At 59.0% G+C, this 20,940-nt stretch carries 20 protein-coding genes; 7 read left to right on the top strand and 13 right to left on the bottom strand.

The window, feature by feature from the left end; all coding sequences use genetic code 11:
* Position 1 precedes the first annotated feature (1 nt).
* Both rpe and glpX read right to left on the bottom strand, forming a co-directional pair.
* Entirely contained in the window at positions 2-670 is a 669-nt protein-coding gene (rpe, locus tag BLP93_RS06075) for a ribulose-phosphate 3-epimerase (RefSeq protein WP_092118610.1), read from the bottom strand.
* 78 nt (positions 671-748) lie between these two features.
* Positions 749-1,756, bottom strand: coding sequence for a class II fructose-bisphosphatase (glpX, locus tag BLP93_RS06070; protein WP_092118607.1), 1,008 nt, complete (start codon positions 1,754-1,756; stop codon positions 749-751).
* A gap of 430 nt (positions 1,757-2,186) precedes the next feature.
* Between glpX and tkt the strand changes: the two genes are divergently transcribed.
* The 4 genes from tkt (at position 2,187) to BLP93_RS06045 (ending at position 7,697) form a co-directional block, all read left to right on the top strand.
* On the top strand, positions 2,187-4,187 hold the full coding sequence (gene tkt, locus BLP93_RS06060; RefSeq protein WP_092118601.1) for a transketolase: 2,001 nt from the start codon (positions 2,187-2,189) through the stop codon (positions 4,185-4,187).
* Positions 4,188-4,226: 39 nt separating this feature from the next.
* Complete coding sequence (gene fba / locus BLP93_RS06055; protein WP_092118598.1) at positions 4,227-5,291, top strand: class II fructose-bisphosphate aldolase; 1,065 nt, start codon at positions 4,227-4,229, stop codon at positions 5,289-5,291.
* 74 nt (positions 5,292-5,365) lie between these two features.
* Positions 5,366-6,370, top strand: coding sequence for a type I glyceraldehyde-3-phosphate dehydrogenase (gap, locus tag BLP93_RS06050; protein ID WP_092118595.1), 1,005 nt, complete (start codon positions 5,366-5,368; stop codon positions 6,368-6,370).
* Between the two features lie 97 nt (positions 6,371-6,467).
* Positions 6,468-7,697 carry an MFS transporter gene (locus BLP93_RS06045; protein ID WP_092118592.1) on the top strand — a complete coding sequence of 410 codons (1,230 nt, stop codon included), beginning with the start codon at positions 6,468-6,470 and terminating at the stop codon, positions 7,695-7,697.
* A gap of 161 nt (positions 7,698-7,858) precedes the next feature.
* On the opposite strand, the gene BLP93_RS06040 is transcribed toward BLP93_RS06045, so the two are convergent.
* Entirely contained in the window at positions 7,859-8,788 is a 930-nt protein-coding gene (locus tag BLP93_RS06040; RefSeq protein WP_092118589.1) for a hypothetical protein, read from the bottom strand.
* 366 nt (positions 8,789-9,154) lie between these two features.
* Here BLP93_RS06040 and BLP93_RS06030 point away from each other — a divergent pair, with 366 nt between their 5' ends.
* Positions 9,155-9,517 (top strand): hypothetical protein, encoded by a 363-nt coding sequence (locus tag BLP93_RS06030; protein ID WP_092118584.1) that lies wholly within the window; start codon positions 9,155-9,157, stop codon positions 9,515-9,517.
* Positions 9,518-9,634: 117 nt separating this feature from the next.
* Complete coding sequence (locus BLP93_RS06025; RefSeq protein ID WP_161946206.1) at positions 9,635-10,381, top strand: DUF2231 domain-containing protein; 747 nt, start codon at positions 9,635-9,637, stop codon at positions 10,379-10,381.
* A 52-nt stretch (positions 10,382-10,433) separates the two neighbouring features.
* Here the strand turns inward: BLP93_RS06025 and BLP93_RS06020 are convergent, their stop codons facing one another.
* The 10 genes from BLP93_RS06020 to BLP93_RS05975 all read right to left on the bottom strand — a co-directional run bounded on the left by BLP93_RS06020 (position 10,434) and on the right by BLP93_RS05975 (position 18,845).
* The gene (locus BLP93_RS06020; RefSeq protein ID WP_092118578.1) at positions 10,434-12,587 is read right to left on the bottom strand and encodes a CHASE2 domain-containing protein; all 2,154 of its coding nucleotides are present in this window, start codon (positions 12,585-12,587) and stop codon (positions 10,434-10,436) included.
* Positions 12,588-12,597: 10 nt separating this feature from the next.
* A complete protein-coding gene (locus BLP93_RS06015; RefSeq protein WP_092118575.1) occupies positions 12,598-13,536 on the bottom strand; it encodes a M48 family metallopeptidase in 939 nt (312 codons plus the stop codon).
* 28 nt (positions 13,537-13,564) lie between these two features.
* The gene (locus BLP93_RS06010; RefSeq protein ID WP_139162934.1) at positions 13,565-13,981 is read right to left on the bottom strand and encodes an SH3 domain-containing protein; all 417 of its coding nucleotides are present in this window, start codon (positions 13,979-13,981) and stop codon (positions 13,565-13,567) included.
* 139 nt (positions 13,982-14,120) lie between these two features.
* Positions 14,121-14,774, bottom strand: coding sequence for a lipoyl(octanoyl) transferase LipB (gene lipB / locus BLP93_RS06005; RefSeq protein ID WP_244148660.1), 654 nt, complete (start codon positions 14,772-14,774; stop codon positions 14,121-14,123).
* The gene (locus BLP93_RS06000) at positions 14,771-15,829 is read right to left on the bottom strand and encodes an agmatine deiminase family protein (protein ID WP_092118569.1); all 1,059 of its coding nucleotides are present in this window, start codon (positions 15,827-15,829) and stop codon (positions 14,771-14,773) included. Before BLP93_RS06000 ends, lipB begins: the two co-directional genes overlap by 4 nt.
* A gap of 57 nt (positions 15,830-15,886) precedes the next feature.
* Positions 15,887-16,237 (bottom strand): hypothetical protein, encoded by a 351-nt coding sequence (locus tag BLP93_RS05995; RefSeq protein WP_092118566.1) that lies wholly within the window; start codon positions 16,235-16,237, stop codon positions 15,887-15,889.
* A complete protein-coding gene (locus BLP93_RS05990; RefSeq protein WP_092118563.1) occupies positions 16,219-16,422 on the bottom strand; it encodes a hypothetical protein in 204 nt (67 codons plus the stop codon). The genes BLP93_RS05995 and BLP93_RS05990 overlap by 19 nt, the downstream gene beginning before the upstream one ends.
* Positions 16,423-16,533: 111 nt before the next feature.
* A complete protein-coding gene (locus tag BLP93_RS05985) occupies positions 16,534-17,436 on the bottom strand; it encodes a carbon-nitrogen hydrolase (protein ID WP_092118561.1) in 903 nt (300 codons plus the stop codon).
* A gap of 54 nt (positions 17,437-17,490) precedes the next feature.
* Positions 17,491-18,417: a lipoyl synthase gene (gene lipA / locus BLP93_RS05980; protein WP_092118559.1), complete on the bottom strand. Its 927-nt coding sequence runs from the start codon at positions 18,415-18,417 to the stop codon at positions 17,491-17,493.
* A gap of 104 nt (positions 18,418-18,521) precedes the next feature.
* On the bottom strand, positions 18,522-18,845 hold the full coding sequence (locus tag BLP93_RS05975) for a hypothetical protein (RefSeq protein WP_244148659.1): 324 nt from the start codon (positions 18,843-18,845) through the stop codon (positions 18,522-18,524).
* 394 nt (positions 18,846-19,239) lie between these two features.
* On the opposite strand from BLP93_RS05975, the gene BLP93_RS05970 reads away from it, so the two are divergent.
* Positions 19,240-20,886 carry an ABC transporter substrate-binding protein gene (locus tag BLP93_RS05970; RefSeq protein WP_092118557.1) on the top strand — a complete coding sequence of 549 codons (1,647 nt, stop codon included), beginning with the start codon at positions 19,240-19,242 and terminating at the stop codon, positions 20,884-20,886.
* Positions 20,887-20,940 lie beyond the last annotated feature (54 nt).

The following is a 20,940-nucleotide window of genomic DNA, read 5'->3' as shown; positions in this document are numbered from 1 at the left end:
ACTATTTCACGGCCTGCATGAACGTCTCCAGACGCTTGTCATAGGGTGGAAAGCCGAAGAAGGCGGAGCCGGAGACGAAAATGTTCGCGCCGCACTGCGCAAGTTCGCGGATGTTCTCCGGCGTGACGCCGCCGTCCACCTGAATGTGCGTGTTCAAGCCCTGCTCTTCGATCATGGCCCGCAAACGCTGGATCTTCTTTGTGCTGAAGGGGATGAACTTCTGGCCGCCGAAACCGGGATTGACGCTCATGATCAGTACCATTTCCAGCTGAGGCAGCAGGTACTCCACCACGTCCAGGGGCGTATGCGGATTCAGGGCCACGCCGGGCTTGGCGCCCAGGCGGGCAATTTCGGAGACGGTGCGTTCCAGGTGAACGCAGGCCTCGGCATGAACGCAGAGCAGGTCGGCTCCGGCGTCCACGAAGTCCGCCAGGTAGCGGTCCGGATTTTCGATCATCAAATGCACGTCGAAGAACAGGCTGCTTTTTTTGCGACAAGCCTTGATGACCGGCGGACCAAAGGTGATGTTGGGAACAAAGGCTCCATCCATGACATCCCAGTGCACCCACTGCAGGCCTGCCTGTTCCAGGGCGATCAGCTCTTCCCCGATGCGGCTGAAATCCGACGACAATAAGGACGGCGTAAGGATGATTGGTTGATTGGAAGACATTGTATGCTCCTCTTCCGCATTGCCGACACGAGCAATATTGTGTTCGGCGTTGCATTGGTATGTGATGACGATTTTGACTCAGGCGCGTTCGTTTTTCGTGCCGTACTCAATGGCGCTGATGCGCATCAACTTGGAGAAGGAATGCTGCGCCTCGATCAGCCGGAACGTGCCCGTCTTGCCGCGCATGACCATGGAATGGGTCACGGCTCCCTTGCCGGTGAATTCCACGCCCTTGAGAAACGTCCCGCCGGAGATGCCGGTTGCGGCAAAAAAGACGTCGTCGCTTTTAACCAGATCATCCACGGTCAGGACCCGCTCGAGGCTGTATCCGGCTTGTTGCACGCTTTCGCGTTCAGCGTCGGACTGCGGATCGAGCATGCACTGCATTTCTCCGCCCATGATCCGGATCGCCACGGCGGCCAGGATGCCTTCGGGAGTGCCCCCGGTTCCGATCATCATGTCCACTTCGCCGCCCGGGGTAATGGCCATCAACGCCCCGGCCACGTCGCCATCCGTATGCAGTTGGATGCGCGCACCGGCTTCGCGGATTTCCCTGATCAAGCCGGCATGACGCGGCTTGTCAAGGACAAAGACCACCATGTCGTCCACGGACTTGCCCAGGGCCTTGGCAACACGGCGCAGATTCTCGGCCACCGGCGCCTTGATGTCCACCTGGTATTTCGCCTCAGAGGGCACGGTCATCTTTTTCATGTAAAACGCGGGACCGGGGTTGTACATGGTTCCCCGCGGGGCCAGCGCAACCACGGCAATGGCGTTGGGCCGGCCAAAGGCCAGCAGCCGCGTTCCTTCCACCGGGTCAACCGCGACGTCCACCTCCGGACCGTTGCCCGTGCCCAACTTTTCGCCGTTATAGAGCATCGGCGCCTCATCTTTTTCGCCTTCTCCGATGACCACGGTGCCCTTGATGTCAATGGCGCTGAAACTGAGACGCATGGCCTCCACGGCCGCGAAATCGCCGTGTTCTTTGTCGCCTTTGCCCAGCCATCTGGAAGAGGCCAGAGCCGCGGCTTCGGTTACACGAACAAGGTCGAGAGCAAGGTTGCGTTGCGGGGTTTCCTGGGACATGAGAGGGTCTCCTTGTATCGGGGTTGCAGGACAATCCAAAGCGCGTCGGCGAGCAACGTATCCAAAGGCCGCCAGCTGGCGAAATGGTTTTTATCCGGCATGCTCTAAGATGGCAAAGGTTGATGACGTGGCAGCAACTCATGCTGTTGTTTGAACAGTATGGTCCCTTGCAGCGAATTACTGCTTTCGTTTCGATTATAGCGAGTACGGCATTGTTGAAAATTGCCGGGCATTTGGTCTGCTTGGTGGAACCTTTTTTGGAGCTGGAGGCACGGATCTGCATATTGCGCTCCACCACAAACCGGTGCTACCAAAAAGTTTGCGGGGGGGGCCGCGCTCAGGAGTAAATCCGCGACAAGTTATGACGATCCTCTCTGACATCCGCTTACACACGTCATTTGCTGTAATTCAGTAATTCCAAGGAGAAAATATGTCTCAGCGTAGAAAGTTGGCCAATGCCGTTCGTGCATTGAGCATGGACGCCATTCAGAAAGCCCAGTCCGGGCACCCGGGAGCCCCTCTGGGCATGGCCGATATTGCCGAGGTTTTGTGGAACGATTTTCTGCGCCACAACCCGGCCAACCCGCAATGGGCCGATCGGGACCGCTTCGTGCTGTCCAACGGGCACGGCTCGATTCTGCTGTACGCCCTGCTGCATCTGTCCGGCTACGACCTGACCATCGAGGACATCAAGAACTTTCGGCAACTGGGATCGAAGACACCCGGACACCCGGAACGCGGTATCACTCCCGGCGTGGAGACCACCACCGGCCCGCTGGGTCAGGGGCTGGGCAACGCCGTGGGCATGGCCGTGGCCGAACGGGTTCTCGCTGCACACTTCAATAGAGACGATTTCGACATTGTGAACCACTTTACCTATGTCTTCCTCGGAGACGGCTGTCTGATGGAAGGTATTTCCCATGAGGTCTGCTCCCTTGCCGGAACATTGGGCTTGGGCAAACTGACGGCGTTTTACGACGACAATCAGATTTCCATTGACGGCAATGTCGGCGGCTGGTTCGCGGACGACACCCCGGCCAGATTCGAGGCCTACGGCTGGCATGTCGTGCGCAACGTGGACGGGCATGACGGCGAAGCCGTCCGGCGGGCTATTCTCGAAGCCAAGGCCGAGAACGATCGCCCCTCCCTGATCTGCTGCAAAACCGTCATTGGTTTTGGCGCACCCAATGTCTGCGGCACCGAGCATTGTCACGGCTCACCCCTGGGTGACGCTGAGATCGCTGCTACGCGGAAGAATCTGGACTGGCCGCACGCACCTTTCGAGATCCCGGAGCAGATCAAAACGGGCTGGGATGCCCGGGAACGCGGCATGGAGCTGGAGAAAGCATGGAGCGCAAAATTCCGGGAATACTCCGCCGCCTACCCGGAGTTGGCCGCTGAGTTCACCAGGAGAATGGCCGGGGAGTTGCCTGACGGATTCATGCAGACCACTCAGGAGTTTGTAAGGACGACCGCCGCGGCTGGAGAGAAGCTGGCCACGCGCAAGGCCTCTCAAAAGGCCATCGAGTATTTTACGCCCGTCCTGCCCGAGCTCCTGGGCGGTTCCGCCGACCTGGCGGCCTCCAACCTGACGAAATGGTCCGGTGCGAAGCCCCTGGCCAAAACCGTATGGAACGGCGACTACGTCTACTACGGGGTGCGCGAATTCGGCATGGCCGCGATCATGAACGGGATTGCCGCGCATGGCGGGTTCATCCCGTTCGGCGGCACGTTCCTGGTCTTTTCCGACTATTCCCGCAACGCCCTGCGCATGGCGGCGATGATGGAGCTGCGCACCATCCATGTCTTGACCCACGATTCCATCGGAGTCGGCGAGGATGGTCCGACGCATCAGCCCATCGAGCACACGGCCTCGTTGCGTCTGATCCCGAACCTGCGCGTCTGGCGGCCCTGCGATGCCGTGGAGACCTCTTCGGCCTGGGCCGAGGCCTTGCAGCGCCATGACGGGCCGACGGCCTTGATTCTTTCCCGGCAGAACCTGACCCATCAGGAACGCGATGAACAAGCCATGGCAAACATCCGGCGCGGCGGGTACGTACTGAAGGACTGCGAGGGGCTTCCCGAGGCGATCATCATGGCTTCCGGTTCGGAAGTGGACGTGGCGGTCGAGGCGGCCAAATTGTTGTCCGCCAAGGGCCTGAAAGTCCGCGTCGTTTCCATGCCCTGCATCGAGCTTTTCGACGCTCAGGACCAGGAATATCAACAATCGGTTCTGCCCCGGGATGTCGGCGTCCGTTTGGCCGTGGAGGCCGGCGTGCCAGAGTCCTGGCGTCATCTGGTGGGACAGGACGGAGATGTGCTGGGGATGCGGCGCTTTGGCGAATCCGCTCCCGGAAACCAGCTGTTCGCGCACTTCAACTTCACTCCCGAGGCCGCTGCACAGCGCCTTGAGCAGCTCCTGGAGCGTTAGACAGAAAATGATTTCATTCGACAAAAATCGGAGGTTCCCATGGCAATGATCACTCTACGGCAGCTTTTGGACCACGCGGCGGAACACGGGTACGGGGTCCCCGCGTTCAACGTGAACAACATGGAACAGGTACAGGCCATCATGCATGCGGCCAATGAAACCGACAGCCCGGTGATTCTGCAAAGTTCCGCCGGCGCCCGCAAATACGCCGGATCCGTGTTCATCCGCCATCTGATCCAGGCGGCGATGGAGGAATGGCCCCACATTCCCCTGTGTCTGCACCAGGATCACGGGGCCTCCCCGGCGGTTTGCGCCCGTTCCATCCAGGCCGGCTTTTCCTCGGTGATGATGGACGGCTCCCTGATGGAAGACGCCAAGACTCCCGCCACCTACGAGTACAACGTGGAGATAACGGCCAAGGTGGTGGAGATGGCCCATGCCTGCGGTGTTTCCGTGGAAGGCGAGCTGGGCGTGCTGGGTTCGCTGGAGACAGGCATTGCTGGCAAGGAAGACGGCGTGGGCGCGGAAGGCAAGCTGACCCGCGAGCAGATGCTTACGGACCCGGTGCAGGCCGCGGATTTCGTGAAAAAGACCGGGGTGGACGCCCTGGCCATTGCCATCGGCACCAGCCACGGGGCCTACAAGTTTACCCGCCCCCCCAGCGGCGAGGTTCTGGCCATCAGCCGGATCAAGGAGATTCATGAGCGTATCCCCAACACGCACCTGGTAATGCACGGCTCATCCTCGGTGCCCCAGGACTGGCTGGCGATCGTCAACGAGTACGGCGGCGACCTGGGCCAGACCTACGGAGTTCCGGTGGAGGAGATCCAGCAGGGCATCAAGTTCGGCGTGCGCAAGATCAACATCGACACGGATCTGCGTCTCGCCGCCACCGGCGCGATTCGTCGGCACATGGCCACGAAGCCCAAGGATTTCGATCCCCGGAAATACCTGAAGGCTTCCTCCGAGGCCATGAAGGGAATATGTCTGGAGCGCTTCCAGGCCTTCGGCACGGCCGGCTACGCCTCCAAAATCAAGCCGTTGTCCATGGAGGTCATGGAGGTTTTATACGCCAAGGGTGAGCTGACCCACCAAATCAAATAACCGGGTTGTGGAGGAGTTTCCTATACGTCAGGTAGGTTTTCGTTCATATAATCATATTCTCAAGGGAGAACACCATGTCTGTTCGCATCGGAATTAACGGGTTCGGCCGGATCGGCCGGTACATGACCCGACTGTTGGCAGCGGATCCCGATGTCACCCTGGTTGCCGTAAATGCCAGGGCCGAGAATTCCGCTCTGGTGCACCTGCTCAAATACGATTCGGTTCACGGTCGATTGAGCGATACGGCCGAGGCCAACGATAAGGGCTTTGAGCTGGCCGGAAAGCAGGTCGCCGTGACCCGCAAACAAGCCGGTGAATGGATCTGGGGGGATCTGGGTGTAGATATTGTTTTGGAAACCACGGGCAAGTTCACGTCCCGGGAGCCCTGTCAGCAGCATCTCGATTGCGGGGCAAAAAAAGTGCTGATCGCCGCTCCGGGAAAAGATCCCGATCTGACCATCGTCATGGGTGTGAATGATCAGTCTTACCAACCTGCGGAGCATCACATCGTCTCCAACGCTTCCTGCACCACCAACTGTCTGGCGCCGGTGGCCAAGGTGCTGAACGACCGGTTCGGCATTGAGCACGGCCTGATGACCACTATTCACTCCTATACCATGAGTCAGCGCATTCTGGATGGTTCGCATAAGGATCTGCGCAGGGGCCGGGCCGCGGCCATGTCCATGCTGCCCACCACCACCGGTGCGGCCCGGGTCGTGACCCAGGTTTTGCCGGAACTGGAGGGCCGCCTGGACGGCATGGCCGTACGGGTGCCCACGCCCAATGTCTCCCTTGTGGATCTGGTGGTCGAATTGGCCAATGACGCCGATGCCCAAACCCTTAATCAGGCCTTGCGTGAAGCCGCCGAAGGTCCGCTGCTGAATGTTCTGGGCTACACCGAGGAACCGCTGGTCTCCATCGACTTCAACGGCAGCACCTACGGCGGAGTAGTGGACGGACCATGCACCACGGTTCTTCGGGACAGGATGGCCAAGGTCATCATCTGGTACGACAATGAATCCGGTTTTTGCAACCAACTGCTGCGTCTGACCAAGATGGTCGCCAAGGGTCTGAACTGAGTTCTCGCTGAACAAGTTCGCCGCCATATGCAACGCCGCGCAGCCTGAGGGCTGGGCGGCGTTTGTCGTTTTTGGGCTTTGGCGGTACGATTTTCCGATGAAACCGCTGCATCATCGACTTCCGACCTTCATGGCGTCCAATCCGCGTCTGGCCTTCTTTGCACTGGGAGCCACTGCGGCATCAGGCTTTGGGCAGACTTTCTTCGTGTCCATCTTCGGCGCCGATATCCGCCACGCCTTCGACTTGTCTCATACCGCCTACGGCAGCCTGTACAGTGCGGCCACGCTTTGCAGTGCGTTCTTGTTGCTCCGATTCGGCGCGCTGGTGGATACCTGGACCCTGCCCCGTATTACAGCCCTGGCTGTTTTCATCCTGGCCGGCGGTTGCGTGCTGATTGGGTTCGCACCCGGGGTTCTGATCCTTGGTCTGGGTTTCATCTGCATCCGCTTCGGCGGACAGGGCATGATCTCCCATGTCGGAATGACCACCGCGGCCAGGTATTTTCCGGCGCACCGCGGCAGGGCCGTGGCCCTGGCCGCAATGGGCTTCCCACTGGCCGAGGCCGTGCTTCCGGCAGCCGCGGCGTTCCTGGTTGTCTGGAGCAGCTGGCGGTTGCCCTGGCTGGCGGGCGCAGTATTTCTCTGTCTCCTGGTTCTGCCTGCCCTGGCTTTTCTCGCCCGCAATGCGCCGCAGCCACAGGAGCTTGTCGGGAAAAATCCGGCAGGTTCCAAATCCGGTCCAGATCGCAGTCGCTTCAATCGCCGGGAAGTTCTCCGAGACCCCGGCTTCTATCTTATTTTGCCGGCAACGCTGTTCACCCCGTTTGCCGTAACTGCATTGTTTTTTCACCAGACGGCCTTTGCCGCGGAGCGGGGCTGGTCCCTGGAGATGTTGGGCGCTGGTTTTTCCTTCTATGCGCTCTGCCATTTCGGAGCGCTTTTCGCCGCCGGACCTCTGGTGGATCGTCTGGGCGCCGGAAAAGCCCTGCCTCTGGCTCTGCTTCCGATCATCAGCGGGCTGCTGATTCTGGCATCGGTGCCGGGAAGCACGGTTTTGTACATCTACCTGGGTCTTGTGGGGACCACGCAGGGTCTGGCCGCCACGGCCGCGGGGACGATTTGGGCGGAGCGGTACGGCGTTTTGCACCTTGGCGCGATCCGGTCCATGAACCAGTCCATAATGGTGGTCGCGACTTCAATTTCGCCGATATTATTGGGATATTTTCTGGACAGGGACGTGACTATCGCCGCACTGGCCCTAAGCTTGGCGGTTCTGGCGGGGCTGGCCTCCCTGTCCGCGCGAATGGGCGCAGTTATCGAACGGTGACTCTCCCCGGGACCGCCGCACCCCGGTGCGGCACCATTTGAGCGCGAAGGTTCCACGTGAAGCGGGATTGCCTGCCTTGCCGCACCGGGGTGCGGCGGTCCCAGAGGTAAAACTACGGTGATTCCTGGGGATCCGCTTTCGATTATCAAGGCAGATCCGGTTCAGCCATCCATGATGTCGTGCATGTCGCCCATGGTTCGGGCCTCGCCCAGATTTTTTCGCATGACCTGATATTGCGACGGATAGCCGCCGGTTGCTCGGGCGACCAGTTCCACCAGGGCCAGTTCGTCCTGCAGGGCGGTCTCTTCCAGGTGCTGCTCCACGATGCCCAACATGCGCCGGGTTTCAAAATTGTACTTCTTCCGGATTCGCTCCATCTCCTCCGCCTGATCCAGGTTCTTGAGCAGTTCATCGCGCCGGCGGGCCAATGCGCCCGGAATGTCTTCACCGGCATGCTCCAGAAAGCGCAGGCACCATTGTACCAGATCCAGAGTTTGGCGACGTAGCGCGTCATTTTCATCGGCGGCGAAACAGCCCTGCAACAGGTTCAGGACGAAGGTCTCGTTCGCCGTGGTCCATGTTAAGCGAGCCTGTCTGCACGCCAAGCGTACGGCAGGTACAAGATCGGTATTTCCAGCTTCGCGTAGCTCAGCAAGAAAGGCTTTAATTAATGAAGGAAATGTCTTTTGCAGATTCAGACGGGTCACGAAGCGGAATGCTTCCTCTACGTCCAGGACGAGCTGGACCCTGCTTTGGTCCGGGAGACGCAGGATGATTACAGCATGGTCCAGCATTGCCGCCAGATCGGTGAGTTCCTGGTGATTCACCGCCGGCAGTTCCCCAAGCCGTGTTTCCTGCTCCAGCAGCCAGGCCTCCACGGTCAGTGCAAACTCATGATCCGGGAAAAGCGCCAGGTCGCGCATGGACCAAGCCTCGGCATCCTCGTGATCCGTCAACCGGGAAGCGAGTTCTTGTGCATCCTTGGCGGCCAGGATCTGGAGCATGTTCTTGACCGTTGATTCACCCAGGCGCATGCCCTGGTGGAGCATGCCGCGCAACTTGGCCTCAAGTTGTTCGAGAGGAAATGTCATAACGGTGTCCATGGTTTGTGGATAGTGTTCGTCGAGCGACTTTTATGAATACTTTTCATTATTTCTACCCCACGGCCGGTAGTCTGTCCAAGCACTTGAGTGGTTATGAAAATATTGGCAAAGAGAGTCTTGTTTCTTAAGAATTGATTCTTCGGGCATGGGGTTTCGCTCGCCCTCGATACTGCCGTTTCTAGTAACCACCTATTTCCAAAGGCATAATTCTCAAGCCTTTTCCTGGCATCCTTATTGATGGCCACTTGGATGTCTTTTTTCCCGGAGAAAGACAGGTAAGTCACCGCTCCTTGTTCCTAGGACCCTGCCGGGTCATCAATAACCGAACATCAAAATCATCATGAGAGGTATTCAATGACGGAAACAATGACGCCGATTTTGAAGTGGCAGTACGAGCAACTTCTGAAAGAAATGCTTCTGTTGCAGAGCCATCTCACGGATCAGGATTGCCCCTGTGAAACGGAAAGCGAGATGTGTGTGCGCAAGCATCTGTTGATTATCGAGGCCTATGCTCAGGAAACGATTCCTTTGGAAAAGGATGAGGCATTCCAGACGAAGCTGCAGCAGCTTGCCCTTGAGGCGAAACAGAAACGAAACGTCGAGGAACGAAAGCTTCGCGGCGAAGATGAAGGATTGGCGGAAGACGATTCCGAATGGGTCCGTGGCTGGCGCAAGGAATTTGAGTTCCGCAGCCTTGCAGAGCCACAGGTCAAATGATCAACGGTTCAAGAGACGAACAAGGTCGACCAACAAACATAGAATGGCTGAAGGCGCTTCTCTTCATCCCGGAACCTCTACGGTTCCATGAGCCGGGAGCGGCGCGAGGAAAAAGTCATGTCCAAGGCTATACGTGAGTTTACGCTTGAAGAGGTTCGCAAAGGAGACGGCCAGGAAGGCCGTCCAGTGTATGTCGTTTTTGAGGGGACGGTGTATGATCTTTCCGACAGTCCTTTGTGGAGGAACGGAACGCACATGCACATGCATTTGTCCGGAGTCGACCTGACGGATCAACTGGCGGCCGCGCCCCATTTCGCCGAGGTTTTCGCCAGCAAGCGGGTCAAGGAGGTGGGGGTTCTGGCGCCGGAACAGCGCAGCAGGGACATGCCGGACTTCATGAAGCCTCTGCTGCGCTACTTCCCCATGCTGCGCCGTCATCCCCACCCCATCAGCGTACACTATCCCATAGCCTATTTGACCACGGCCCTGCTGTTCCTGCTGCTGTATTTTGCCTTCGGGCCGAACACCGGTCTGAACTTCGAAGTCTTTGCCTTCATCATGCTCGTCCTGGGCGTATTGTCCGCGACAGTCGCGGTGGGCACCGGCTTCTTGACGCTATGGATCAACTACCGGTTCAAGAAGCCCTCGCTGGTCCGCTGGAAGATCCGCCTGGCCGTGACTCTGATGGGAGCGGGAGTCGCGGCGATAATCCTGCGCGCGTCGGATCTCGTCAGGTTCCCCTTTTTCAACTGGACGTACAGCCTGCTTGTTCTACTTCTCGCCTTGCTGGTCATGGGGCTAGGCTACTTGGGCGGCCAGATGGTCTTTCCCACCACGGTCCACAGGGATAAAGACGCAAGATAGAGGCTCGCTGCGTGGGGGCATAGTGGGTGCGAGCGATAGGTTGCGCCGCACGTCACTTTGAAGTCATCTTCCAGACGCCGTTCCAGTTTTCAGGCGGCTGGGGCGGCAAGTCGCGACAGATTTCCAGATATCTGGCGGCCACGGGATCGCCATGGGCCAGGATGCTGAAAATTCGGACGGCTTCGGCAAAATCGCCCTGGTAATAGGCTTGCAAGCCCTGGTTGAAGCTTTTCAGCGCCGGGGCATTGGCCTTTGCAAAATCATCGGCCAGAGGTTCGTACACGGTCACCGGCTCGGCGCGACCGACAACGGCTACGCGGCCCAGTTCGCGCATGGCAAGCACTTCGCCCACAGCATCTTTCGTGGCCTGGGAAATCATCGTGTAGGTCCCGAACTGCTTGTTCACCCCCTCCAGACGCGCCGCCAGGTTTACGGCATCCCCAAGCATGGAATAGTCGAAGCGGTTGTGTGAACCCATGTTGCCGACAACGGCGGGTCCGGTATTGATGCCGATGCGCATGAACAGGTCGTGGCCCGTACGTTCGCGGAACTTCGGCCTGAGTTCCGCCAGCCTGGCCTGGGCGCGCAGGGCCGTGCGCACCGCGCGCAGCGCGTGATCCGGCACGTCCAGCGGGGCGTTCCAGAAGGCGATGATCGCATCGCCCTCGAACTTGTCCACGGTGCCCCCTTCCTCCTGGATGATGTCGGTCATGGCCGAGAGATAGTCGTTGAGCAGCGCGGTCAGTTCTTCAGGATCAAGTTTTTCGGAGATGGTGGTGAAGCCCTGCAGATCTGAGAAGAAGATGCTCAGGATCTTGCGTTCTCCGCCCAGACGGAGTCGGTCAGGATCGGCAATGAGCTGCTCGATGACCTGAGGGCTCAGATACTGCTGAAAGGCGTTCTTGATGAATCGTCGCTGGCGTCCCTCGGTGGCGTAGTTGTAAATTAGTCCCAGCAGGGCCGCCGCGGCGACGCCGGCTTCCTGGACCAGCAGGGGCATCCACCAGCCGAGATGATATGCCGTCACGGCCAGAGCCACGGGAACCAGGAGCATGGCCAGGCCGAGGAGCGTTCCGGTCAGCGGAGAGCGCCAGATGGCCAAAACCAGGGCCGTGAGCAGGCAAAGGCCGAGCACCAGGGCAATGGTCAGTTCCCGGGGGAGGTCGCGCAGAAAATCCTGGGAGAGGAAGTTGTCCAGGAAGGTGGCCTGGATCTCCACCCCGGGGTAGACGCCGCTGACAGGCGTGGGACGCAGATCAAAAAGGCCGGGGGCGGAAAAGCCATAGAACACATGCTTTCCCCGGAGCAGCTCCGGATCCAGAACAGGCTTCAATGAAGCGTCCGGGTCTTCCCGGAGGCGAATCTCCGACTGCAGCACAGCAGCGGCGCTGTAGGCCGCATGCGTTCCCGAAGGGCCGCGAAAGCGCAGGATCGCGGCGCCCTGGGAATCGAGAGGGATGCTGTTGCCGTCCAGATTCAATTCCTGATGGGTCAGTTGGGACTGGGCTTCGGGGGCAGCGGCCAGCCCGGCGGCCAGGCCCAGTGTAGGGACGGCAATCCCGTCGAAGAAATCCAGGGGACGCATCCGTCGGAACACGCCGTCCCTGTCCGGACGTTGCTGTACGTTTCCCAGGATGGAGGCGGACAGGGCCAGTTCGGTCAGCGGAGGGCTGATCCGGGTGGCAAAAAAATCTGGCTCTGCTGTGGCAAGCCACTCGTCCAGGCCGTCAACGGTCCAGGCCGGTCGGGGAACATCCTCGGGCCAGGTGGCGCGCCCACCGGTCTCGGCCCGGCTGAGAAACGCGGCCAGGGCCGTCGCCCCGAAACGTTCCAGGGCCTGAGCCAGAAGCGCGTCGTCTTCCACGCCGTAAGCTGATGGCTCCAGGAACAGGATGTCTAGGGTCAGGGAGGCGGCATGGGCGCGGCGACAGTAATCGATGATCGCGGCGTGGATTTCCCGGGGCCAGGGCCAGCTCAGCCCCATCTGCTCCTGCCCCCAGTCCAGACCTTGCTGATCCAGGAGAATGAGCGCGATATCGCCGGTGGCCGGTCCCGGCTCAGCCAAACGCACGACCCGCATGTCCCAGGTTTGGGCTTCCCAGTTTTCCAATGCGCCGAAAAACCAGGGCAGCAGGGCCAGAACGGCCGCGCCCATTCCGGTGGCCAGAACCTGGAGCAGAATCTTTCCGGACGAACGGCGGGCCATACGCGCAGGATCAGACGTGCCGCAGGGCCTGGTGGAAACGTTGTTGTCTGGCCGCGGTAATTTCAGGGCGACGAGGAGGAAGCATGGGCCGGATATCCTGGATCCTGCTGGCCGGTGGGGGGTGGGTTCGTGCGTAGTCCCGGCCGCCGGGCTGGAGCAGCATGTCCATGACTTGCAGCATGTCCACCAAAGCCGCGCTGTCGTACCCGGCCCGGTGCAGGATGGTTACGGCCGCGCTGTCGGCCTCGCGCTCCGCGGCGCGGGAATATCCGTTGACCACCAGGGTGGAGACGACATCGGAGACGGATTGCTCGAAAATCTCCGTCAGTTCCACCAGGTCGCGGCCGCCGAGAGTTCTCGCGCCTTCGGCCGCAAGAATGGTGAAGGCGGATGTCAAACGGGCGCGCTGAATGGTCTGGATGCCGTGGTGATGCTGAACATGGCCGATTTCATGAGCCAGGACCGCGGCCACGGCATCTTCGGAAGTGCAGCAGCGCAGCATACCCCGGGTGACGAAGATCAATCCGCCCGGTGCGGCAAAGGCGTTGATTTCCTGGGAATCCAGAATCAGAAAATGGTAGCCGCCGAAGGTTTCCGGCATGTTTGAATTCAGGCTGACCAGCGTTCCGATCAGATTGATGTAGTCGTTGGCCGCCTGGTCGGGATATGGTTGGTATGATGTGAGCAGAACGGCTCCAACAGTCCGGCCGATGTAGTATTCCTGCTCCGGGGTGATGTCCTCGAAGCTGCGGGCCAACGCTCCGCCAGCCCGCATCAATGATTCGGCCTGCTGCTCGTCCAGTACGCCAGCGGCCCTTCCGACTCCGGCGGCAATATCCACGGTCTGGCAGCCGGAAAGCAGACCGCCCAGCAAAGGACCGGCGCAAAGACCGGCTAGGCCAGCTTTCCCGGTCCACTCCAGAAATTCCCTTCTGTTCCAAATGGTCATGGTTTTATCTCCTGTGGCTCAGGGCGGGTTACAGGTTTAATTGCCCTTCCCGGGCGAATTGCTGCACCCGTGGTATGGGAACCTCCGTGCTCTGCATCCGGTCGATCACGGAGAAGTCAACGTCCCTGTTCTGAGTCCGAAACTCACGTTCCACCTCCTGGTTGAAGCCTTTCCCGGCCAGAGCGATCTCTCCGGTGGTGGCGGCTCTGCGCACCTCCTCGTCGCCGGCCTGGAGCACGATCCGCCGGGGACTGAGGGCCGAGCCGTGAATCCAGCCAGTGGTCGCAACCCCGGGAACGCTCACGCGCATCCATCCGGCCCGCTCCTCCATAACCTGAACCTGTTGGGCATATCTCACTTCCGTGACAATGGATCCAAGGAATGAGGGACTGGACCGCAGTTGGCCGGTCTGGACCTGGACACTCATGGTTCGTGGCGTGGACATAATCTACCTCGCGGATACGGGTTTGAGATGCGGATGAATCCAGACGCAATGGTCGCCAGATGAAAGATCTATTGGTTCAATAGATTTCATTCGAGAATATATCCTAGGTGAACGGCTGGCAAGAAACGCCGCGGTTCGATCAAAGTTTCCCGAGGTGTTCCAGCAGGCAGTGCTTCATCGTGGCCATATCCGGCTCTTCACGATTCAGCTCCGTGTGCACGGAGGTGGCTTGGACGTCCTTCAGGCCGCAGGGCGTGATGAGGTTGAAAAGACTGGTATCCCGGCAGACATTCAGAGCCAGGCCATGGTAGCTGACCCAGTTTTTCAATGCTAGACCGATGGAGGCGACCTTGCGGGCGCCGATCCATACTCCGGGCCGGTCCTGAACGCGCCGTGCGGCAAGACCGAGCTCCCTCAGGGCGTGGATGGCGGCGTCTTCGAGATCCCGGACCAATTGGCGCAAACCGCCGGGGCGGCGGTCCATACGCAGGATGGGATAGATCACCAGCTGGCCGGGAAAATGGCAGGTAATGCCGCCCCCCCGGGATGTTTGCACCAGCTCGATGCCTTTTTCGACGAGATAATCGGAGGAAACATGAAGGTGTTCCAGGCCGCTGTTGCGGCCCAGGGTGATGACCGGAGGATGCTCCGCCACCAGCAGCCGCTGGGGTTCATCGGCGATCACTTCCTGTACGGCTTTCCTCTGGATGTCCAAGGCCCTGCGGTAGGGCGTCATCCCCAGATCGTGAACCGGCAGCAAGGCGGAGTTGTGGGAGTCCCGCGGGACGATCATGGAGAGGTGGTGATTGGAGCGGCCTGTTCATGGGTCAGGCAATGCAGGGTGCCGAACCCCCAGACCAGGTCCACGGCATGAACGCCCACCACGCGGCGGTTCGGGAACAGCTCGGCCAAAATGCCTAAGGCTACCCTGTCCTGGGGATCGTTGAACGTGGGCACGATCACGACCTGGTTGCCGATGTAGAAATTGGCGTAGCTGGCCGGCAGGCGGGTATTTTCAAAAAACAGCGGCCGAGGCATGGGCAGCGGGACGAGCTCCGGTCTGGAGCCGTCTTCCAGCCGGGCGCTTTCCAGCCGTTCGCGGTTTTCCCGCAGCGCTTCGTAGTTGTCGTCCCCGGGATCGTCTTCCTGGACCAGGACCACGGTGCGCGGGTTCACGAAGCGGCACAGATCATCCACATGGCCATGGGTGTCGTCGCCGGCAATGCCGCGGCCAAGCCAGAGGACATTGGAAATACCCAGGTATTGCCGCAGGGTTGTTTCGATGTCGGCTCGCGTCAGGCCGGGATTGCGGACTTGGGTCTGCTGATCCAGGAGGCATTCCTCGGTGGTCAGAAGCGTCCCTTTGCCGTTGGAGTCGATGGCGCCGCCTTCGAGAATAAAGGGGCGGCCCTGGAAAAGCATGGGCGTAATGTCCAGGTTCAGGGCCTGAGAGATTTTCTCCGGTACGGCGGCGTCCAATTCGTGATCCGGATATTTTGCCCAGCCGTTGAAGCCCGCGCGAACCGCGGCAACGTTTCCGTTCTGGTCCTGCACAAATGCCGGGCAGTAGTCGCGGGTCCAGACCCGGTTCGTGGGGATGTGGAAGAAGGAAACCCGGTTCAAGTCGGCGTGCGCCCTGGCGAGCAGCCCCCGGACTTCCTGTTCCTGACGCTGCGACCTGATCAGAATCCGCACCGGCTCGGACTCGGCCAGATGCCGGACAATCTCGGCGTACACCCACCGGATGGGCGCAAACTTGCTCGGCCAGTCCCTTGCATTATGCGGCCAAGCCAGCCAGGTAGCCGCATGCGGTTCCCATTCCGCGGGAAGACGTGGAAATATTTGCATGTCAAAAAACTAATCCGGTTAGATCAATATTTACTGAATTAAGTATCTTTAGCGATTCTAGTGAGGTGGCTGCAAAATCGAAAGGACCGATTTGATGATGCGAGCAAATGCTGATTGATTCAGCTGCCCAACATTTTTAACCATGAGCGATTGGTTTGCTGTAAATAGCTTACCGGGTCGAACATAGCTTGTACGCATCAAGGAGCCGGACCCGAAATCAGTATCAATGATTTCAACGGCATTAATGTCTGCATAAGGGTTACTTGTTATCTGAGACAAAATCCAATCACCATGCCAATCTCCCTTTCCGGAAAAAGCAAGAACTGCAGCGGGTCGCAGCTTTGTTGCCGAGAGATCTGTAAATGGAAATTTGACAAGAATCACGCTTCCTACTGAAGGTGAGACCATGCCGCATCCTCTTCCGGACGTTCCCAGTCCTGAGCCAAAGATTCCTGACTCAGGAGAGCTGTTTCAAAATCTTCCGGCTCATCAAGTATGGTAACAATTGCTCGACAAGGAAATGGCACCTGAACTTGTTCATGCAAGCGAACACTCCCGTCTGCCTCTAAGGTGGCTTTCACTGTTCTGAGCATGACTTACCCCCTATGCGCGGTACGGAAACAGATTAGTGGAAAACCATATTGTTGAGTCGAATTATGGCTTGCATTGCCAGAGAAGACAATCTGCGTCTGAATACATCATGATCAAGTTTGATCCAGAAAACGGCTGGTGATGCCGCCGTAGGCGTCGATGCGTCGGTCGCGGAAAAAGGGCCAGTGGCGGCGGACGGTTTCGAGGCGCGTTGGGTTCACCTCGGCCAGGAGGATTTCTTCCCGGTTGGATGAGGCCTGGGCCAGGATTTCCCCCATGGGACCGGCCACGAAGGAGTTGCCCCAGAATTCAATGCCGGGTCCGCCGTCAGCGGAGATTTCGTGCCCGATACGATTCACGGCGGCCACATAGATGCCGTTGGCCACGGCGTGCCCGCGCTGGACCGTGATCCAGGCTTCCAGCTGTTCCCGGCCGAATTCAGCCTTTTCCTCGGGGTGCCAGCCGATGGCCGTGGGATAAAAAAGGGTCATCGCTCCCTGCAGGGCCGTCAGGCGGGCAGCTTCCGGATACCACTGGTCCCAGCAGACCAGGGTGCCGACCCGGCCGAACCGGGTGTCGAAGGCCTTGAATCCGGTGTCGCCGGGAGCGAAGAAAAACTTCTCGTAGTAGCCAGGGTCATCCGGAATGTGCATCTTGCGGTAGAGGCCCGGGATGGTTCCGTCAGCGTCGATGACCGCCAGGGTGTTGTGGTAGACGCCAGGACCGCGTCGCTCGAAAAGGGATGCCAGGACCACCACGCCTTCCTCCGCCGCCACCTTGCCCAGGGTTTCCGTCGAAGGGCCGGGAATGGCTTCGGCCTGGTTGAACACGTCGTGGTTCTCGTGCTGGCAGAAATACGGGCCGCGAAACAGTTCCGGCAGGCAGACCACCTGGGCTCCCAGACGTGCCGCCTGACGGACGTACTCTTCGGCTTTGGCCAGGCTTTCGGCGGGATCGGCGGGTATGGAAATCTGAACCAGGCCAATGGTGAAAGGCTGTGCTGAATGTGTGTTCATGTCGGTGGATTGATGGTTGCGGGTGAATGGATTGGGTTGCGTTTTAGTCGTAACTTACCTTGTTGCCTCGGCGGACGCCACTTCGTGGGCATGGTAGCTGCTGCGGACAAGGGGCGCGGAGAAGACCGTGGGGATGCCTTCCTTTCGGGCAATTTCGGCAAGCTCACTGAATTCCTCAGGCGGAAGCCAGCGCATTACCGGATGGTGGCGTGCCGACGGGGCCAGATATTGGCCCATGGTCAGAATGTCGCACCCCACGGAGGCCAGATCAGCCATCACCCGGCGCAACTGGTTCCTGGTTTCGCCCAGGCCCAGGATCAGGCCGCTTTTGGTGCGTAGAGCCGAAAATTGGCCGTTGGCAGACGATATTGACCATGCCTTGGCTCGATCCAGAAGCTCCAGGCTGCGGTGGTATGCTGCCTGCGGCCGGACCCTGGGGTACAGTTCCGGGACCGTCTCCAGATTGTGGTTCAGCACGTCGACTCCGGAAGTCAGGACTGTTGCCAAGGATTCTTCCCTTCCCTGAAAGTCCGGGATCAGGGTTTCCACGGTCAGGCCGGGAATTTCCTGCTTGAGTTGGGAGATGACCCGCGCGAAGTGTCCGGCCCCGCCATCCGGCAGGTCATCCCTGCTGACCGAGGTGATCACTGCGTAGGTCAGACCCATCTGGCCCACTGCCTTGCTGACCCGAGCCGGCTCATCCTCCATGGGGGGGGCTGGTTGGCTTCCGGACGCAATGTTGCAAAAGGCGCAGGAGCGCGTGCAGACGTCGCCCAAAATCAGGAACGTTGCCGTTCCGGTGGAAAAGCATTCGCAGATGTTCGGACAACGTGCGCTGCGGCAGACCGTGGACAGGCCCAGACCATTCAACATGGACCCGAGTCTTGAAAAACGGGAATCCCGGGGCAGCTGCACGCGCAGCCATTCGGGCTTGCGTTTGGTGATGTGTCGATCTGCGGGTTCTGACGCGGTGGGAAGCATGAGAAAGAAAGGCACGGGACGAACGAAGTTCGCCCCGTGCGGTTATGGTGGTATGTGGAAGGAGGATTTTGTGTTGATCAACGGCCGCCGGAGCGGCGGCGTCGCTAGTGGCCCTGTTCCTTGACGTCCTTGTAGCCGTCTTCCCTGAGCCGTACCACGCGGACCATGTAGCCGCCTTCGCCCGGGGCACAGTGAGGACACCCTTCAGCCAGGATCAAACACTGAGAATCCAATTTTTTGCAGTCAATTCCGGACTGTTCCACGATCTGGCTGGCTTCGCCCTGGTTCCAGATCAAGGGGCGTCCGCATTTATGGCATTCGACGAACATCAATTCCGGATCAAACCCGTTTTTGGCGGAGTGTTGATTGTTCAAACTTGCTACAGGATTGCTCTTGCAGCTCGAACGGTCACACCTATTTTTTTCCATGCCCTCTCCTTTATTGGCTTGGGCCGAACGGTCCTTTCGGAGCACCCGACTTCTTTGATGAGGTAGTTGCAACATGCCTCTTTCGTACAGGCATGTAAAGCATAGTATAAGGCGAAATTGGTTTTTGGCAACCGCATTGGTTGTTGTATGGGAGATGGTTGGAAGAAGATAATGTAGCATACTGTTCTGAAATGTAACGTAATTAAATTTTCTTTCAAGACAAGAAAGCTGCGCAAATCTGGGAATGTCCGAATAAAAGTGTCAAGGCATGGAAGTTGCTTTACTTAAATTTTTTGATTTGGTTTTTCATCGGCCATGGTTCCTGTTCCATCTCATCAGGGTTTGAATATGACCTTGTCGCGGGCTGACGCCAGCATTTTCTCAAGGAGGACTCATGAACGGCAACCCAGGAATGCATCCGGGAATCCCGGACTTGCTCGATAATCATGTGAAAAGGAAACTGTCCCGTAGGGAGTTCATCAGGTTTGCAGCTCTGCTGGGCCTTTCCGTGGGCGCTGCTGCCTCAATGGCCAACCTTGCACAACCTAGAAAAGCCTGGGCTGCCGTGAAGCGGGGCGGCGCGCTCAGGGTTTCCTCTCCCATTCAGAAAGTGACTCATCCCGCTCAATTTTCCTGGGTGGCTCCTTCGCAACAGCTCCGTCAGGTGGCGGAATACCTGACCCTGACCGACGAGAACAACGTCACCCATCCCTATCTTCTTGAGAACTGGGAGGTTTCAGATGATCTGAAGACCTGGACGTTGAACCTGCGCCAGGGGGTCGAGTTCAACAACGGCGACCCGTTCATTGCCGACGATGTGATTTTTACCATGAACCAATGGCTGGACAAGGATGTGGGCTCATCTCTTCTGGGCATGGTCGGCGACTATCTTGATGTCACGGATATTGAACGTGTGACCGACCATCAGGTGAAGCTGCACCTGAAACGGCCGGAGATGGGCGTGCCCGAGCATTTTTTTCACTACCCGGCCATCGTGCTCAACCACCGCACGTTTGAAGGCGACTTTCTTAGAAGGCCCCATGGAACAGGGCCGTACACCCTGGAGGCATACAGGGAAGGCGAACGATGCATGCTCCGGCGCAGGGACGGATATTGGCGCAAAGGACAGGACGGCGAGGCGCTGCCGTTTATTGATACCGTTGAGTTCATCGACATGGGCACGGAGATGTCGCCCCAGATCGCGGCGCTGCAGTCCGGGGAGATCGACATGATCGACCTGAGCGACGCCGCGGGCACGGACGTTCACCAGGTTCTCAAGGACGACCCGGGAGTGAACGTCATTCCGGTGAGTACCTGCACGGCCCGGGTGCTGCGGATGCGGGTGGATCTCCAGCCCTGGGACGACAACAGGGTGCGGACCGCTCTCAGGCTCTGCCAGCACCGGGAGAAAATCCTCGCACTTGCTTATTTTGGTGAGGGGCTTCAGGCCCATGACACGCACGTTTATCAGAATCATCCTGAATATTGCCAGATGTCCATTCCAGGCTACGATCCGCAACAAGCCCGACAGCTGCTGCGGGAAGCAGGTTATGAATACGGTCTGGACGTTGATCTCGCCGTGGGCAACGACTGGAGCGACGTGGTGCGCTATGCGGAGATTCTGCAGCAGGATGCGGCCCCGGCCGGCTTCCGGATCAACATCCGGACCATGCCCACCAGCCAGTACTGGGAGAAGTGGACCGAGGTGGATCTGGGCATCACGCCCTGGACCCATCGGCCTCTGGGCACCATGAACCTGTCATTGGCCTATACCGCGGATGAAGACGGCAACCCCGGAGCCTGGAACGAGACGAGATGGGTGGATGAGGAATTCTCCACGCTGCTGGTACAGGCCAACGGAACCCTTGATGTTGATGAACGCAGGAACATCTTCTGCAAGCTGCAACAGATCCAGATGGACAGAGGGTCCATCGGGATCAGCTACTGGCAGAACATGTGGGCGGTGACGCGCAAACGAGTGCAGAACATGGTCTCGCACCCCAACCGCTACATATTCTGCGCGGACCTGTGGCTGTCCTGAGCCCGACCTGTTTCACAGCGCCCAGTCTGGCGGGATTCATAACGAGCGGACCCC

The organism is Desulfonatronum thiosulfatophilum, assembly GCF_900104215.1.
Lineage (GTDB): Bacteria > Desulfobacterota > Desulfovibrionia > Desulfovibrionales > Desulfonatronaceae > Desulfonatronum > Desulfonatronum thiosulfatophilum.
This window is presented reverse-complemented; position numbering and strand designations above follow the sequence as displayed.